Raw genomic sequence first — 11,985 nt, 5'->3', positions numbered from 1 at the left:
GGGATGGCAGGCTTGTCCTGTGACCGAGATTGACGTAAAGATCGATGAGCTCGTCCCCGCCTGGCTCTACGTGCCCGACATCGCGGAGATGCTCGATGTCGACGTGGTGCGCGTGCGACAGCTGATCAAGGACGGCCAGCTCATCGCCGTGCGCCGCGGTGAGAACAACTCCCTGCAGATCCCCGCCGCCTTCATCCAGGGCGACAAGATCGTCAAGGGTCTCGTCGGGCTCCTGACCGTCCTGCGGGACGACGGCTTCACCAACGAGGAGATGCTGGAGTGGCTCTTCACTCCGGACGAGAGCCTGCCGGGCACGCCCGCTCAGGCGCTCAACGAGAATCGCGGCACGGAGGTGAAGCGCCGCGCCCAGGCGCTCGCCATCTGACGCCCGCGCGCTGACGCGCACACGCACCGAAGACACCACCAGCGGGTGTCGCGGCGACCGGCCTCTCACGGGCCGGCCGCCGCGGCACCGGCGACACCGACGGGGGGAACCCACCCATGCCCACGCCTCGTGAGCAGCTCGCCGACGCCCGGCTCTACCTGTGCACCGACGCCCGGAAGCGCCAGGGCGACCTGCCCGCCTTCCTCGACGCCGTGCTCTCCTCCGGCGTGGACATCGTGCAGCTCCGCGACAAGGGCATGGAGGCCGGTGAGGAGCTGGAGCACCTCGCCGTCTTCGCCGAGGCCGCCCGCAGGCACGGCAAGCTCCTCGCGGTGAACGACCGGGCGGACGTCGCCCACGCCATCGGCTCCGACGTCCTCCACCTCGGCCAGGGCGACCTGCCCGTGCCCGCCGCCCGCGCGATCCTCGGCGAGCAGGTCCTGACAGGCCGCTCCTGCCACGCCGAGTCCGAGGCGGCCGCGGCCGCCGTCGAACCGGGCGTGGACTACTTCTGCACCGGGCCCTGCTGGCCCACCCCCACCAAGCCCGGGCGGTACGCGCCGGGGCTCGACCTCGTGCGGTACACGGCGGGTCTGGCTCAGAACCGCCCCTGGTTCGCCATCGGCGGCATCGACGAGACCAACCTGGACGAGGTCCTGGACGCGGGCGCCCGCCGGATCGTCGTCGTCCGCGCGATCACCGAGGCGGCGGACCCGGCGGCCGCCACCGCCGCCCTCGCCAAGCGCGTCCGGGAGCGTGCCGCGGCCTGAGCCAGGCTTCGCGGGCGGTGTTCTCCCCGGCGCCAGGGCGGCGCCCCGCGAGAATGTCCGAAAAATTGTCCACAACGCGGACGCCTTCTACGCGGCTCCTCGACACCCGTCTAACCTGCCCGTATGGCCCTAGGTACCGCTTCCGTCCGCTCGGACCGCGCACGCACGGTCCGCGAGATCCTCGCCTCCGGCGGCACGTCGTACTCCTTCGAGTTCTACGCGCCGCGGACGGCGAAGGGCGAGCAGGTCCTCTGGAACGCGATGCGCCGGGTCGAGGCGGTCGGCCCCAGCTTCGTCTCCGTGACCTACGGCGCCGGCGGCACCACCCGGGGCGGCACGGTCAAGGCGACCCAGAAGATCGCCTCCGACACCACGCTCACCCCCGTCGCGCACCTCACCGCCGTCGACCACTCGGTGGCCGAACTGCGCAACGTCCTCGGCCAGTACGCCGACGCCGGCATCCGCAACATGCTCGCGCTGCGCGGCGACCCGGCCGGCGACCCGCTGGGGGAGTGGGTCGAGCACCCGGAGGGCGTCCTGTACGCCGCCGACCTGGTCAGGCTCATCAAGGAGTCCGGCGACTTCTGCGTCGGCGTCGCGGCCTTCCCCGAGATGCACCCCCGCTCCACCGACTGGGACACGGACATCCGGCACTTCGTGGACAAGTGCCGCGCGGGCGCCGACTATGCGATCACCCAGATGTTCTTCGATCCGGAGAACTACCTTCGGCTCCGCGACAGCGTGGTGAAGGCGGGCTGCGAGACCCCGATCATCCCCGAGGTCATGCCCGTTGTGAACGTGAAGACCCTCGACCGGCTGCCGCAGCTGAGCAACGCCGCCTTCCCCGCGCACGTGAAAGACCGCATCCTCGCGGTCAAGGACGATCCGGCCGCTGTACGCTCCATCGGTATCGAGTTCGCGACGGAGTTCTGCGCGCGTCTGCTCTCCGAGGGTGTCCCCGGACTGCACTTCATCACGCTGAACAGCTCCACCGCGACGCTCGAGATCTACGAGAATCTCGGACTGCACCAGCAGTCGTGACCGGTCGTACCCGCCCCGACCCGCGGCGGTGACCGTGGAGAGGGGCGGCGGGGCATGGGGTGGACGGTCCTCTACATCGCGTTCGGCGTGGTCGCGCTGTGGCTGCTGGGGGAGGTGCTCCTCCAGTACAAGGCGCGGCTGCGCTGGCGAATCCTCGCCTTCACCGGCTTCCTCGGCGTGGTCCTGGGCGTCCTGATGCCCTCGGTGGCGGTCATCATCGCCGGCGCGGTCGCCTTCGCCGTCGGCCAGACCTATGTGACGCTCTCCTTCCGCCGCGGCTTCTCCACCGGCTGGGCGATCGGCGGGAACCCGGGCGCGAGCCGCCGCCGCAAGGCCGGCGCTCAGGCGGGTCCGACGCTGGAGGTCACCGAGCTCTCGTACGACACCGCCGACGGCTACGACCCGGCCGACGGCCACCGCCAGGAGGACCCGGCCGTCCCGGCGGCCGAGCACACCGCGGTCTACGAGCCCCAGCCGCTGCCGGACGAGACCGGCCAGTACGGGATCTACGACATTGGCCGGCAGGGCCAGGACCACACGGGTCACCACGACACGGGTCACCACGACACCGGCCACCACGACACCGGGCAGGGCGCGGGTTACGGCACCGGGTACGAGCAGCCGCAGCAGCCCGCCTACGACCCCTACGCCCCGGCGTACGAGCAGCAGCAGCCGGCCTACGACTACGGGGTGCCCGCCGCGCAGCAGCAGTACGCCGCCTACTCCGACCCGTACATCGGCCCGGGCACGGACGGCCAGCAGTACACCTCGTACTACGGCGACCCCTACGCCCCCTCGTACACCTACGACACCCCGCCCGGCGGCGTCTGGGTCCCGCAGCAGCGCGACACCGAGCAGCCCCCGCAGCAGGCGCCGCAGCAGCAGAGCCCGTACGGCTACGAGCAGCACCCGGACGAGCAGCAGCAGTACCGCTACTGACCGGACGCGTCCCGCGGCCTGCTCAGCGCGAGCCGCGGAAGTCCGCGCCCTCCACGATCAGGCCCGCCACCAGCGCGCCCGACATGCCCGCGTGGGCGAGCCCGCCGCCCGGGTGGGACCAGCCGCCCGCGAACCAGAGCCCGGGCAGCGGGGAGCGGTTGGCCGCTGGGAGCAGCAGGCCGCGCCCGCCGCCGAGGGCGGGGCCCGGCACCTCGGCCGCGCCGGTGTCCCGCCGCACGTCCTCCGGCGTGCGGATGTGCCGCCACAGCAGCCGCTCCCGCAGCCCGGGCACCGCCAGGGCGGCCGCCTCGACCATCCGGTCGGCGAAGGCCTCCCAGCCCTGCCCGTCCCGCTCCGGAGACGTCCCGACCGTCGCCGTGACCGTCACCGACTCGTGCTCCGCGTCGGGCCGCAGCGCCGGGTCGTCCGGCCGCAGCACCGTCACCGTCGGCCGCTCGCCCGCCGCGTGCACGACCGTGCGGTGGGCGGCCGTGGACTCCCGGGGCCCGCGCAGGGCCAGACAGACCGTCACCCTGCTCGTCCCCGTCGCCTGGTGGCGCGGCAGGTCGTCCTCCTGCTCCCACGCCACGACGTGGTCGCGGTAGAGCGACGGCAGCGGGGCGCCGGAGACGACGTGGTCGGCCTCGACGGTCCCGCCGTCGGCCAGCCGGACGCCGACCGCGCGGCCGTCCTTCTCCAGGACGTCCTCGACGGCGGTCCCGAAGACGAACTCCACCCGCCGCTCACGGCACCGCTCGTGCACCGCGTCGGCGAGCGCCCGCAGGCCCCCGCCCACGTACCAACTGCCGAAGGTCTGCTCCATGTACGGCAGGACGGCGGCCGCTGCCGGGGCGGTCGCCGGGTCGAAGCCGTACGACCCCGCGTACGCGTCGAGCAGGGCGGCGAGCCGGGGATCGCCCAGCTCCCGCGCCCCGACCTGGGCGAGCGTCGTCGTCGGGCGGCGCAGCAGACCCGCCTTCAGCGCCGGGTACGGCTCCCGGGCCAGCGGCGCCGGGTCGGCCGGCTGTGGCTCCTCCAGGAGCGGACGGCGGGTCCGGTCCCAGGCCTCGCGGGCCCGCACCAGGAACTCGCCCCAGCGCTCGCCCGCGCCCGCGCCGAGTGCCGCGTCCAGGGCGGCGACCGTGCCTGCCCGGGAGGCGTTCGGCAGGTCGACGCGCGTGCCGTCGGCGAAGACATGACGGCTCGCCGGATCGACCTGCGTCAGCGCGACGCACTCCTCCAGCGGCTCCTTGCCCGTCTTCACGAACAGGTCCCGGTAGACGGCGGGCAGGTGCAGCAGCCCCGGGCCGGTGTCGAAGACGAAGCCCTCGCGGGCGAAGCGGCCGACCGCCCCGCCGTACGTCGCCGTCCGCTCGTACACCGTCACCCGGTGGCCCGCCACGGCCAGTCGGGCCGCCGTCGCCATGGCGCCGAGTCCCGCGCCGATCACCACAATCCGTGCCATGTCACCGACCCTATCCGGCGGGTCGGACACCGCTCAGAAGTGGTCGGACTCGTCCGGCGGGGGCGGTGTCCGCGCCGCGCGTCTCCCCGCGGAGGAGTCCACGAGCCGCTTCTCCTCGCGGCGCTGGGACCAGCGGCGCAGGAAGCGGCGGATCTTCTGGGCGAGGAAGAACAGTATGGCCAGGCCGAGGGCGAGCAGGACGGCCGCGATGATCGACGCCGCCACCGGGTTGAAGATCGCGAAGGTGACGATCGCGGCCACCCCGAGGTCCTCCGCGAGGCTCAGCGCGATGTTCGAGAACGGCTCAGGCGAGGTGTTGACCGCCATTCTCGTCCCGGCCTTGACGAAGTGGCTCAGGAGGGCCGTCGAGCCGCCGACCGCGCCCGCCGCGAGCTGCGGCAGCGAACCGTCCTGGCCGGCGAGGAGAGCGGCGATCACGGCACCCGCGATCGGCCGGATCACCGTGTGGACGGAGTCCCAGGCCGAGTCGACGTACGGGATCTTGTCCGCCACCGCCTCGCACAGGAACAGCACGCCCGCGACGACGAGGACATCGGTGCGCTGCAAGGACGCGGGCACCTCGTCGGTCAGCCCGGTCGCGCCGAAGATGCCGAGGAGCAGGACCACCGCGTACGCGTTGATCCCGCTGGCCCAGCCACTGGTGAACACGAGGGGGAGTACCGACACGCCCGCGATCGTAACCAGGACTGAGTATCCGTACCTAGAGGGGGAGATGAGTAGGTTCGCGGATGGGCCCGGACCCGCCGGGACGGCAGAGTGGTGACCACGGAAGGGGCGCGGCGCCGGCACCGCCGGCACGGGGCTGCGGAACGGGGCCGCGCACCTACCGCCCGGGGTACGGGGGATGTGCCACGGGTGCACGGGGGTGCACGGGGGTGCACGCGAAGAACAAGGCCGGTGCGGTGGGGCTCGGGGGGAACGAGCCTCACCGCACCGGCCTTTCGCGTGCGTCCGGGGTGCGACGGAACCTCTCCGCGTACGGCCTCTTCGCGTGCGGGCCTTCCGCGTACGGCCTCTTCGCTTACGGGCCTTCCGCGTACGGACCTTTTTGCGTGCGGACCTTTCCGCGTACGGATCTCTTCGCTCACGGGCCTACCGGCCGCCGACCCGGCCGTGGAGCAGGCGCGAGAGCGCCGCGTGCACGTCGTCGAGCGAACGCTCGCTCTGGAAGGCCTGCCAGTCGAGCGCCGCCACGAGCACCATGCCCACCAGCGCCGCCGCCGTCAGCTGGACGTCGATGTCCTCGCTCAGCTCACCGGCCGCGACCCCCTCCCGCAGGACCCCCTCGACGACCGCGACGGCCTCCTGGCGGACCACCAGGAGCGTCGAGTTCCAGGCCCGGTTGGTGCGCCAGAGCTCGGCGACGTACAGCTGGGTGAAGGCCGGGTAGCGGTCGATGAAGACGAGTCCCGCCCGGATCATCGCGTCCAGTGCGTCGACCCGGCTCCCGCCCCGCTCGTCCGTCTCCTCCGCCGCGGCCCGCAGCGAGGCGGTGAGCAGGGAGACCCCGTGCCGCAGCAGCTCCTCGAAGAGCTCGGTCTTGCTCTTGAAGTTGTAGTAGACCGTGCCCTTGGCCACCCCGGCCCGCTCGGCGATCTCGTCCACCGTCGTCGCGGAGAAGCCCTGCTCCGCGATGAGGGTGACGGCCGCCTCGTAGAGCTTCGCGCGGGTGGCCTGGCGTCGGGTGCTGCTGCTGTCCATGGGGTCGATTCTCACAGGTGTCGCGGGTGTCGCCGGCCCTGTCTCACAGGGTCAGCTCGGGGTGGAGTCGGTCGAGCGTCCAGACCTGCCGCTTGCGGGCGGAGACGGCGGTCAGGGCCAGGGCGCCCAGGGTGAAGGCGGTCAGCACCGCGCAGGCCTGCCAGACCGGTTCGATCCCGCCGCCCGTGATCAGCCGGCGCAGCGCCTCGACCACGTACGTCATCGGCAGGAAGGGATGGATCGCGTTGAAGAAGCCCGGGCTGGTCTGGACGGGGTAGGTGCCGCCCGCCGAGGTCAGCTGGAGCATCAGCACCGCGAGCACGAGGATCCGGCCCGCCGCGCCGAAGCGGGCGTTGAGCCACTGGATGATCGCGGCGAAGCAGCAGGTGACCAGGGCGAGGAAGCCGATCGTGCCGGCGGCCCTGGCCATCTGGAGGCCGAGGCCCCAGTGCAGGACGGACATGAGGGCACCGACCTGGAGGATGCCGATCGCCGCCACCGGGAGCCAGCCCGCGAGCGCGATCCGCCAGGCCGATCCGCCGGCCGCGAGGGCACGCCGGTTCAGCGGCTGGATGATCATGTACGCCACCATCGCGCCGACCCAGAGGGAGAGCGGGATGAAGTACGGGGCGAAGCCCGTGCCGTAGTTCGGCGCCTTGTGCAGGGACTGGGAGGCCAGCTGCACCGGGTCGGCCATGACCTCCGTACGCCGGTCGCGGTCCTTCTCGTCGTAGTCGGGGATCTGCTTGACCCCGTCGTGCAGACCGACGGCCAGCGCGCCGGAGCCGTCGGCCAGCTTGAACAGCCCGCCGTCGAGCTCGCCCGCGCCCTTCTTGAGCTTGCCGATGCCGGTGTCGAGGTCGGCCGAGCCGGTCTTGGCACCGCTGATGCCGGTGTGGAGCCGGTCGGCGCCGTCGGCGACCTTCCTGGCGCCCGCGTTGAGCTCGTTGATCTTCCTGATGGCGTCCTCGACGTCCTCGTCGAGGTGCGGGGCGCGGACGGCCAGCTCGTCGGCCTGCTTCTTGAGCTTGACGAGCCGCGCGTCCAGGGTCTTGAGGTCGCCGGTGCTGTTCTTGGTCAGGGCGTGCACGTCGTCGGCGATGGTCGCCACGTCGTTCGCGGAGACCGTGGCCTTCTTGAGCACCCCGCACACCCTGGCGTCGGGCTCCGGGTTCTTCTCGCACTCGTCGCGGTGGAGGGTGGCGAGCCCGTCGTTCGCCGCGTGCGCGCCGGCGCGGACCACCGGGGCGCGCCTGACGAGGTCGCCGAGGTTGTTGCGGACGGCCTCGATGGAGTCCGAGGCGAGGCGGGCGCTGTCGCGGATCGACGTGCCGTTGTTCGCCAGGTACGGACGGACCTTGTCGGCGGTGCCGTTGACCTTGTCGGCGAGCTTCTGCGTGCCGTTCGCGACCTTGCGCGAACCGTTCTCCACGTCCCGGGCGCCCTTGTCGAGCTTCTTGAGCCCGGCGGCCAGGTCGCCGCTGCCCTCCTTGGCGTCCTTCAGGCCCGCGGCCAGGTCCTTGGAGCCCTTCTTCGCCTTGTCGACCCCGTCCTTGAGGTCGTCCGCGCCCTTGGCGGCCTTCGCGGTGGCCTCGTGGATGTCGGAGAAGGAGATGAAGATCTTGTCGAGGAAGGTGCGCGAGGACTTGGTGGAGGCGGCCGTGCGCACCTCGGAGAAGACCGTGCGGGAGATCTGGCCGACGATGTAGTTGTTGGCGTCGTTCGTCCGGACCCTGAGGGCGCCGGTCTCGGGGGAGGCTCCGGAGCTGGAGGCGATCCGCGAGCTGAAGTCGCCGGGCATGGTGAGCGACAGGTAGTACGTCCCGTCCTCGACGCCCTTGCGCGCCTCGGCGTCGCTCACCCGGTGCCACGCGAAGGTGTTGCTCTCCAGGAGCCCCTCGGCGATGTCGTCACCGGCGTTGATCTTCTTGCCGTCGGCGGTGGCGCCCCGGTCTTCGTTGACGAGGGCGACGGGGATCTTGTCGAGCCTGCTGTACGGGTCCCAGAAGGAGTACAGGTACAGGGCGCCGTAGAGCAGCGGCAGCAGCAGGATCGCGACGAGCGCGGCGCGCGGCAGCTTTCCCCTGCCGAAGCGCTTCAGCTCAAGAGCGGCCAGTTTCGGCGAGCGCATCGGCCGTCCCCTCCTCGGTGTCGTCTTCGGTGTCCGCGTCGGCATCGGTGGTGGCGGGCTCGGCGTCGTCGGGCCGGGATTCCTGCTCGGATCCCTGCTCGGATCCCTGCTCGGATCCCTGCTCGGATCCCTGCTCGGATCCCTGCGCGGACCCCTTCTCGGACTCCTTCTCGGACCCGTTCTCGGATTCCTTCGCGGGCGCCGTCCTGACGGCCTTCTCCCGTTCCCCGGCCTTCTTGGGCTTGGTGGCCTTCTCGGGCTTCGTCGGGTCCTCCGGCTGGTCCGCCGGCTTCTCAGCCGGCTCCGCCGTGTCGGCGACCGTCGTGATCCGCTGGGCGTCCGCAGGTGCCTCGGCACAGACGGCGAGGACGGTCGTGCCGGCGTCGGCCACCGAGCGCAGCAGCGCCCAGACCTCGGCCCGGTCGGCGTCCGAGAGCTTCAGGTCCGTGTCGTCCAGGGCGAGCAGCCGGGGCCGGCCGACGAGGGCCAGCGCGATGGAGAGCCGCAGCGCTTCGAGCCGCTCCAGATCGCGTACGGAGGTCCGCTCGCCCTTCGGCAGGGCGGCGAGGTCGAGACCGGCGGCCTCGACGGCCTCGTCGATCCGGGCCCGGGCCTCCGCCGCCCGCTCGGCGGGGCGCCGCAGGAACGCCCGTACGGAACCGTCGAAGCGGCGCTGGAGCAGCGCCCGCTCGCGCAGGTGCTCGGCGACCGTGAAGGCGGGGTCCAGCTCGCTCACACCGGGCACCTGCCCGAGGGCGCTGAAGCGGCGCACCGCGCCCAGCTTGCGGGGCAGCCGCACCCCGCCGACCTCGGCGTGTCCCTCCGTGGCCTTCATGCGGCCCGTCAGGGCCAGCAGCAGGCACGTACGACCGGAGCCGGACGGGCCCTCGATCGCCATCAGCGCGCCCGGCTCGGCCCGGAAGGAGACCTCCCGGAAGGCCCAGCCGCGCGGCCCCTTCAGTCCGAAGCCGTCCGCGACGACGGCGGCGCCGTGCGGCTGCTCCTCTGCCTCCGCTCCCACGGGCCCACCCCCCACTTCCCCATTTTTGAACTGACTGGTCAGTTCAAAAGTTACCCCGGGGTAGTCGATCACGCAAAAGCCCAGGTCAGCCCGCGTTGTCAGTGGGGGCCTGCACGATGGACACATACGGCCACAGAGCCGTCACGCGACGACAGGAGGCACGTCATGGCCAGCCCTTCCGCAGCAGCCGCGCCCCGCCCCCGCCCCGGCGGCACCGCCGCACCCGCACGGTCCGGACCAGCCTCCGACGTCCACCCCGTCCCGCGCCGGGCCGGCGCCCCGCCCGCCGCGCTCGACCTGCTCGCCAAGGCCCGTGCCGGACTCGCCGAGGCCGCCGGGCTCGACCGGCCCCACGAGCGGTACGCCACCGCCCACCTCGCCGCCCTGCGGGCCGCGGCGGCCGTGCTCGCCGTCCGAGCCAGGCCCGAGACCGCCCCCCGGCACCGACAGCGGATAAGGAGCACCTGGGAGTTGCTGCCCCGGCTCGCGCCCGAGCTGACCGAGTGGAGCGCCCTCTTCGCCTCCGGCGCCCAGCGCAGGGCCCGCGCCGAGGCCGGGATCACGAGCGCGGCGAGCCGGCGCGAGGCCGACGACCTGCTCCGGGACGCGGCCCTGTTCCTGCGGCTGGTCGAGCGGCTGCTCGTCCTCCAGCCGGTGCTGCCCCGTCAGCCGGGGGCCGGAGAGGCCGGCGGCTGATCCGAAACGCAGGCCCGAGGCCATAGGGTGGGGACCGTCCGTACCCGTCACCGAGGAGTCAACAGCCGTGCCGGACCCTTCCCCTGTCTTCGGTCGAGAGACGTCGTCGCGACCGTCGCGCGCCTCCCTGCGTACCGCCGTCGTCTGGGACGTCCTCAAGGACGCCCTGGACCGCCGGGTCAAGGCCACCGGGAAGGACAGCCTCGATGTCCTCGACACGGGCGGCGGCTCCGGGAACTTCGCCGTGCCGGTGGCCCGCCTCGGGCACCGCGTCACCGTCGTCGACCCCAGCCCGAACGCCCTCTTCGCGCTGGAGCGCCGGGCCGCCGAGGCCGGGGTCGCGGACCGGGTCACCGGGGTCCAGGGCGACGTCCACGGTCTCTTCGACGTCGTCGAGCGCGAGGCGTACGACGCCGTGCTCTGCCACGGCGTCCTGGAGTACGTCGACGACCCCGCCGAGGGCGTGCGGAACGCGGTCGCCGCGCTCCGCCCCGGCGGCAGCCTCAGCCTGCTCGCCGCCGGGCTCGGCGGCGCCGTGCTGGCCCGCGCGCTCGCCGGGCACTTCACCGAGGCCCGGCACGCGCTCACCGACCCGGACGGCCGGTGGGGCGCGGGCGACCCCGTGCCCCGCCGCTTCACCGCCGAGCAGCTCACCGAGCTCACGGCGGAGGCCGGTCTCCAGATCGGCGCCGTGCACGGCGTCCGGGTCTTCGCCGACCTGGTTCCGGGAGTCCTCGTGGACACCGAGCCGGGCGCCGCGGAGGCTCTCCTCAAGCTGGAGGCCGCGGCCGCCGAGCTGCCCTCCTTCCACGCCATCGCCACCCAGCTGCACGTTCTCGGCGAGAAGCGCGCCTGACAGCCACGGGCCCCCGTTCGGCGCTGCGGGCCTCGGGCGGCGATGGAGTACGCCACAGCCCGCCCGATGTGGGGTTCCGCCCCGTATGATCGGGGGAGACCATCCGGCATGACGGAGAAGGCGCTGGGGAATCAACGCCTCAGCAACCGATCCGCATGGCGGCCCGGATTGGCTATTCGGCATTGTGGGCGGGTTTCACGGGGGCGATTCCCTGCCTATCCTGAAAGGGCCGCAAACCGGTCGCCCCCGCGACCGACGACTAGGAGGACTCCGTGCCGCTCTCGGAGCACGAGCAGCGAATGCTCGAGCAGATGGAGCGAGCGCTGTACGCCGAAGATCCCAAGTTCGCGACAGCGCTCGAGGGAAGCGGGCTGCGTACGTACACCCGCCGACGGGTTTACCAGGCAGTCGCCGGCTTCCTGGTGGGTATCGCGCTCCTCATGGCCGGAATGGTCGCACAGCAGATCTGGATCAGCGTGGTGGGATTCCTCGTCATGCTGGGCTGCGCGGTCCTGGCGGTCACCGGATGGCGCAAGGCGCCCAAGCCGGGCGAACAGCAGGCCAGGGGTGGGACGGCGGCCGGTGGTCGCCAGACCCGGCAGCGACGCTCCACCATGAATCGGATCGAAGAGCGGTGGCAGCGCCGCCGCGACGAACAGCAGGGCGGCGGCCACTGACGGCCCCCTGAGCGGTAGCCCCGCACCCTGACAAGGACCGAGCCCCGCAGGGCCCGCGCCACGGCGCGGTGCCCTGCGGGGCTTCGTCGTCGGCACTCCCGTCGTCGGCACTCCCGTCGTTCGTGGACTGCTCCGCCGGACCGCCGCTCCGGCTCGGACCGCTGCTTGGGTTGGGACCGTTGCTCCGGCTCGGACCGCTGCTTGGGGTTTCGGACCGCCGCTCCGGCTCGGACCGCTGCTTGGGTTCGGACCGTTGCCGCCGCTGGACCGCCGCTCCGCACG

General features: G+C 72.6%; 12 protein-coding genes. 7 read left to right on the top strand and 5 right to left on the bottom strand.

Going from position 1 to position 11,985, the window contains the following annotated elements; translation table 11 throughout:
- Nucleotides 1-19: 19 nt before the first annotated feature.
- The 4 genes from IE124_RS07565 to IE124_RS07550 all read left to right on the top strand — a co-directional run bounded on the left by IE124_RS07565 (nt 20) and on the right by IE124_RS07550 (nt 3,135).
- Entirely contained in the window at nt 20-385 is a 366-nt protein-coding gene (locus IE124_RS07565; RefSeq protein ID WP_189506069.1) for an Rv2175c family DNA-binding protein, read from the top strand.
- 116 nt (nt 386-501) lie between these two features.
- Complete coding sequence (gene thiE, locus IE124_RS07560) at nt 502-1,155, top strand: thiamine phosphate synthase (RefSeq protein WP_189506067.1); 654 nt, start codon at nt 502-504, stop codon at nt 1,153-1,155.
- A 123-nt stretch (nt 1,156-1,278) separates the two neighbouring features.
- Entirely contained in the window at nt 1,279-2,196 is a 918-nt protein-coding gene (gene metF / locus IE124_RS07555) for a methylenetetrahydrofolate reductase [NAD(P)H] (protein ID WP_189506066.1), read from the top strand.
- 54 nt (nt 2,197-2,250) lie between these two features.
- The gene (locus IE124_RS07550) at nt 2,251-3,135 is read left to right on the top strand and encodes a hypothetical protein (RefSeq protein WP_189506065.1); all 885 of its coding nucleotides are present in this window, start codon (nt 2,251-2,253) and stop codon (nt 3,133-3,135) included.
- 22 nt (nt 3,136-3,157) lie between these two features.
- Here IE124_RS07550 and IE124_RS07545 read toward each other — a convergent pair whose 3' ends face one another.
- From IE124_RS07545 to IE124_RS07525, 5 genes are all read right to left on the bottom strand, one after another.
- On the bottom strand, nt 3,158-4,600 hold the full coding sequence (locus IE124_RS07545; RefSeq protein ID WP_189506064.1) for a phytoene desaturase family protein: 1,443 nt from the start codon (nt 4,598-4,600) through the stop codon (nt 3,158-3,160).
- A 33-nt stretch (nt 4,601-4,633) separates the two neighbouring features.
- A complete protein-coding gene (locus IE124_RS07540; RefSeq protein WP_189506062.1) occupies nt 4,634-5,287 on the bottom strand; it encodes a DUF4126 domain-containing protein in 654 nt (217 codons plus the stop codon).
- 426 nt (nt 5,288-5,713) lie between these two features.
- Nucleotides 5,714-6,322, bottom strand: coding sequence for a TetR/AcrR family transcriptional regulator (locus IE124_RS07535; protein ID WP_189506061.1), 609 nt, complete (start codon nt 6,320-6,322; stop codon nt 5,714-5,716).
- A 43-nt stretch (nt 6,323-6,365) separates the two neighbouring features.
- The gene (locus IE124_RS07530) at nt 6,366-8,453 is read right to left on the bottom strand and encodes a YhgE/Pip family protein (protein WP_189506059.1); all 2,088 of its coding nucleotides are present in this window, start codon (nt 8,451-8,453) and stop codon (nt 6,366-6,368) included.
- Nucleotides 8,425-9,474 (bottom strand): ATP-binding cassette domain-containing protein, encoded by a 1,050-nt coding sequence (locus IE124_RS07525; protein WP_229832244.1) that lies wholly within the window; start codon nt 9,472-9,474, stop codon nt 8,425-8,427. The genes IE124_RS07530 and IE124_RS07525 overlap by 29 nt, the downstream gene beginning before the upstream one ends.
- A 165-nt stretch (nt 9,475-9,639) precedes the next feature.
- Between IE124_RS07525 and IE124_RS07520 the strand changes: the two genes are divergently transcribed.
- The 3 genes from IE124_RS07520 (at nt 9,640) to IE124_RS07510 (ending at nt 11,703) form a co-directional block, all read left to right on the top strand.
- Complete coding sequence (locus tag IE124_RS07520; protein WP_189506055.1) at nt 9,640-10,170, top strand: SAV_6107 family HEPN domain-containing protein; 531 nt, start codon at nt 9,640-9,642, stop codon at nt 10,168-10,170.
- A gap of 67 nt (nt 10,171-10,237) precedes the next feature.
- Nucleotides 10,238-11,026: a methyltransferase gene (locus tag IE124_RS07515; protein ID WP_189506053.1), complete on the top strand. Its 789-nt coding sequence runs from the start codon at nt 10,238-10,240 to the stop codon at nt 11,024-11,026.
- Nucleotides 11,027-11,298: 272 nt separating this feature from the next.
- Nucleotides 11,299-11,703, top strand: a complete 405-nt coding sequence (locus tag IE124_RS07510) for an SCO2097 family morphological protein (RefSeq protein WP_056645593.1) — start codon at nt 11,299-11,301, stop codon at nt 11,701-11,703.
- Nucleotides 11,704-11,985 lie beyond the last annotated feature (282 nt).

The sequence above is a fragment of the Streptomyces narbonensis genome, assembly GCF_014649015.1.
In the GTDB taxonomy this organism is placed as follows: Bacteria; Actinomycetota; Actinomycetes; order Streptomycetales; family Streptomycetaceae; genus Streptomyces; species Streptomyces narbonensis.
The sequence above is the reverse complement of the archived record's forward strand: the minus strand, read 5'-3'. Positions and strand labels throughout refer to the sequence as shown.

Excerpts from the sequence above, each read along its gene's own strand:
- thiE (WP_189506067.1), top strand. The coding sequence starts at position 502 with ATGCCCACGCCTCGTGAGCAGCTCGCCGACGCCCGGCTCTACCTGTGC.
- metF (WP_189506066.1), top strand. The coding sequence starts at position 1,279 with ATGGCCCTAGGTACCGCTTCCGTCCGCTCGGACCGCGCACGCACGGTC.
- IE124_RS07550 (WP_189506065.1), top strand. The coding sequence starts at position 2,251 with ATGGGGTGGACGGTCCTCTACATCGCGTTCGGCGTGGTCGCGCTGTGG.
- IE124_RS07545 (WP_189506064.1), bottom strand. The coding sequence starts at position 4,600 with ATGGCACGGATTGTGGTGATCGGCGCGGGACTCGGCGCCATGGCGACG.
- IE124_RS07535 (WP_189506061.1), bottom strand. The coding sequence starts at position 6,322 with ATGGACAGCAGCAGCACCCGACGCCAGGCCACCCGCGCGAAGCTCTAC.
- IE124_RS07530 (WP_189506059.1), bottom strand. The coding sequence starts at position 8,453 with ATGCGCTCGCCGAAACTGGCCGCTCTTGAGCTGAAGCGCTTCGGCAGG.
- IE124_RS07520 (WP_189506055.1), top strand. The coding sequence starts at position 9,640 with ATGGCCAGCCCTTCCGCAGCAGCCGCGCCCCGCCCCCGCCCCGGCGGC.